The sequence below is a fragment of the Ancrocorticia sp. genome, assembly GCF_052089425.1.
In the GTDB taxonomy this organism is placed as follows: Bacteria; Actinomycetota; Actinomycetes; order Actinomycetales; family Actinomycetaceae; genus Ancrocorticia.
Genome location: NZ_JBQCZW010000058.1, coordinates 1 through 3345, shown reverse-complemented (window position 1 = coordinate 3345; position 3345 = coordinate 1). Strand labels below are relative to the sequence as shown.

At 58.6% G+C, this 3345-nt stretch carries 4 protein-coding genes and 1 pseudogene; 4 read left to right on the top strand and 1 reads right to left on the bottom strand.

All coding sequences use genetic code 11. The features are described 5' to 3' along the window. Positions 1 to 15 precede the first annotated feature (15 nt). Positions 16 to 345, top strand: a pseudogene (locus tag ACTHV6_RS11480) (Ig-like domain-containing protein); the annotation flags it as partial. Here ACTHV6_RS11480 and ACTHV6_RS11475 read toward each other — a convergent pair. Then, entirely contained in the window at positions 345 to 743 is a 399-nt protein-coding gene (locus ACTHV6_RS11475) for a hypothetical protein (protein WP_441387738.1), read from the bottom strand. The pseudogene ACTHV6_RS11480 and the gene ACTHV6_RS11475 overlap by 1 nt on opposite strands. Here ACTHV6_RS11475 and ACTHV6_RS11470 point away from each other — a divergent pair. The 3 genes from ACTHV6_RS11470 to ACTHV6_RS11460 all read left to right on the top strand — a co-directional run. Next, the gene (locus tag ACTHV6_RS11470; RefSeq protein WP_441387736.1) at positions 736 to 879 is read left to right on the top strand and encodes a hypothetical protein; all 144 of its coding nucleotides are present in this window, start codon (positions 736 to 738) and stop codon (positions 877 to 879) included. The genes ACTHV6_RS11475 and ACTHV6_RS11470 overlap by 8 nt on opposite strands. 271 nt (positions 880 to 1150) lie before the next feature. After that, the gene (locus ACTHV6_RS11465; protein ID WP_441387728.1) at positions 1151 to 2626 is read left to right on the top strand and encodes a peptide MFS transporter; all 1476 of its coding nucleotides are present in this window, start codon (positions 1151 to 1153) and stop codon (positions 2624 to 2626) included. Positions 2627 to 2972: 346 nt separating this feature from the next. Then, positions 2973 to 3345, top strand: a 373-nt coding sequence (locus ACTHV6_RS11460) for a carboxylesterase family protein (RefSeq protein ID WP_441387726.1), incomplete at its 3' end; no start/stop codon positions are given.

Below are 3345 nucleotides of genomic sequence, written 5' to 3'. Positions count from 1 at the left end.
CCCGCCGAATCCGAGATTCCTACGCCTCCAACCGGCACAACACCACCTTTAGAAGGCGAGTTACCCGAGGATTCTGAGTCTCCCGAGGAGCCGGAGCCTCCTGAAGAAACCGACCCTCCTGAGCTGGAAAACACTCCGCCCACGGCCGAGCCCATTTCAGCCGGATCAGTTGAGCAAGGCAAATCGGTTAGTTTCAGCCTATTTGGCGAAGATGAGGACGGTGATGACCTAACCTATCAACTCGAAAAGGCTCCGCCTGCCCAGCAGGGAAAGGTCAGTGTGACCTCGGATGGAAAGGCAACTTTCACCGCCTCCTCTACGTTTGCTGGTCGGGTTACGTTCACTTATACAGTGAGTGATGGAAAGGATACGTCGGCGTCCGCAACGGTTGCCCTGACGGTTGAGCGTGGCACATCGCCAACTCCTTCGCCCAGTGAGCCCAGCGAACCAACTGATTCGCCCAGCGAAACCCCGAGTGAAACACCGACTTCGCCGAGTGAGTCACCGAGTTCGCCCAGTGACACCCCCAGTTCTCCGGGCACCTCGCCTAGTTCCCCCAGTGATTCACCGAGTTCGCCAGAGGGGAGTGCGGGCGAGCCGAGTTCGCCGTCGTCGTCAAACTCAAATAACTCAAGCTGGCCCTTCCCAATCGAATCCGGTACTACGGACGAATCTGGACCGGTGTCCGATCCGGATCTCTCGGATGAACCGAGCCCAACCGCAACTCCCATTTCAGTGCCCACGCGTACTTCCATCGGTGCGAACGGACTCGAGGGCAGCGGGATTGACGGGCGCGATATTGGTATGGGCGGCGTAGTTGCCGGGGCGGCCGCGCTCCTCTTTTTGGGGATCAGGAAGCTGCAGGCGCCAGAGAAGTAGAGCCGCGGCTCTACGCTTATGAGCAATGAACTGTGCTGCGTTGCACTGTGTGTTTTTATGCGTGCCGTATACGGTTGAGCGAATTTCTATAAACCCCGCGGCGATGCGGGTTGTGTCGGATGTTGAGATCTTGTGTGCTGGGCGCCTACCGGGTCCTCAGTAGCAGTATGGGACCTGTGGAGCCCGCCTGCTTTTCCGGGATGGTAGGGTCTACAAATTGTTTGGGGCCTATCAACATCGGCCTCACAAAGATCTTGAAGGGATGTTGCGTGTGTCTGAGCAGACCACCGAAGTAGAGCCCAGCGAAAAGGGCAGAGGCGGGTTCTTCGGACACCCGTGGGGGCTCGCGAACCTCGCAGGCGTGGAGATGTGGGAGCGTTTCAGCTTCTACGGCATGCAGGGATTACTTGCCTATTACATTTACTACTCCGCCACTGACGGCGGACTGGGAATGACCGAAGCTGCCGCCACCTCGATCGTGGGTGCATACGGCGGCCTCGTGTACCTGTCCTCCGTGATTGGCGGCTGGATTGCCGATCGCATACTGGGAGCGGAAAAGACGCTGCTCTCCTCGGCCATTTTGGTCATGATCGGCCATCTTGCACTCGCAGTTTTGCCCGGCGTTGCCGGTTTGGCCGTTGGCCTTATTTGTGTTGCCGTTGGTGCTGGATCGCTGAAGACCACCACCTCCACCACAGTTGGCGATCTGTACGAAGAGGGCGATAATCGCCGCGACGCTGCGTTCTCCATTTACTACATGGGTGTGAACATCGGCGGCCTTGTTGGCCCGCTGCTCACCAGCGCCGTGTGGGGCTGGAAGGGCTTCCACTGGGGATTCGGGCTTGCTGCTATCGGAATGGCTGCTGGACTGATTCAGTATCTGGCCATGCGCCACCACACTTTGACGGACGAGGGCTCTAAGCCCACCAATCCCCTGAGCCGCCGCGAGCGGACGGTGTGGGCAATCGCCATCGTGGCTGTTGTTCTGGTTATCGCCTTGATCGTCTCGCTGGGACTGATCGCTGCCGAAAGCTTGGCCAACATTGTTGTTGTCCTAACGCTCCTGACCGCCATCTTCCTGTTCGGCACCATCCTCAAGAGCAAGCAGATCAGCGGTGTTGAGCGCTCGCGCGTGTACTCCTTCGTGCCACTGTTCTTTGCGTCCGCCGTGTTCTGGTCACTGTTCCAGCAGCAGTTCACCGTGGTGGCGATCTACTCCGATCAGCGCCTGAACCGCGACATTTTCGGGTTCGAGCTTCCGCCGAGCGTTGTGACCTCCATCAATCCGGTGTTCATCATCATCTTCGCCGGCGTATTCGCTGCCATGTGGACCAAGCTGGGAGATCGCCAGCCGTCCGCTCCGGTGAAATTCGCACTCGGGACCATCATCATGGGATTCGCCTTCTTGGCCTTCATTCCATTCAGCGGTGGCGGGGCCAACTCGGTGCCGTTCCTGGCGATTGTTCTGGTGCTGTTCCTCTTCACCATGGCCGAATTGTGCTTGTCCCCAGTTGGGCAATCACTGGCCACGAAGCTTTCGCCGCATGCCTTCCATTCACAGATGGTTGCGTTGTACTTCCTCTCCGTTTCCCTCGGATCATCGTTGGCAGGTTCGCTTTCCTCCTTCTATTCCACGGACAATGAGGTGCCATACTTCTTGATCATTGGATTGGCGTCCATCGCCGTAGGAATCGTTCTGTTCCTCGTGCGCAAGCCCATCCTTAAGCTGATGGCTGGTGTGAAGTAGTTCGATTTGTAGCAGGAGCGGGGGCCGGTAGTTGTGAACTGGTCCCCGCTTTTGTGTGCCTTCCGGCGTGTGCGGCAGCCTGCCCGGTGGCGTGCCCGGTGGCGTGTGTGGTGGTCGTACGCAGTGATCGCGCGCTGTGTTCGGTGGCCGTGTGCAGCGTTCGTGCCCGGTGCTCCTACGCAATGTTCGTGCACAGTTAACCTTCGGGTAATAATCGTTCATTAGGATGAGTGTAATTACGAGAAGTTTGAATAGTTGACGGACAAAGAAGAGAAGAGCTTGTAAGGTAGTTGCTAGAACGTGTTAGCAAGGTTGCTGGCACGGCCGATCAGCGTTAGGGGCAAGGGTGCGCCAAACACCTCGAGAAGTGGTAGAGACCCAGTGCGGGCTGGTACACGGAGTGTGCCGCGCGTCGGGTTCCTATGCCTTCTTGGGGATTCCCTTCGCACAACCTCCCGTGGGAGATTTACGGTTCATGGCCCCGGTTCCCGCCAAGCCATGGGACGGCGTGCGCGACGCGACGCAGTATGGGGCAACGCCTCAGCGCCGCGCCTTGTGGGGAGACGATACGGCGATTCCGGAGCCCAGCTTCCCCGGCGATGACAAACTTGTTCTCAACGTGTTCACGCCGGCTCCCGGCAAGCCCCGCACGAAGCTACCGGTCATGGTGTGGATTCATGGCGGATCCTACGAGGGAGGCTCGCCTTCAAGCCCGTGGT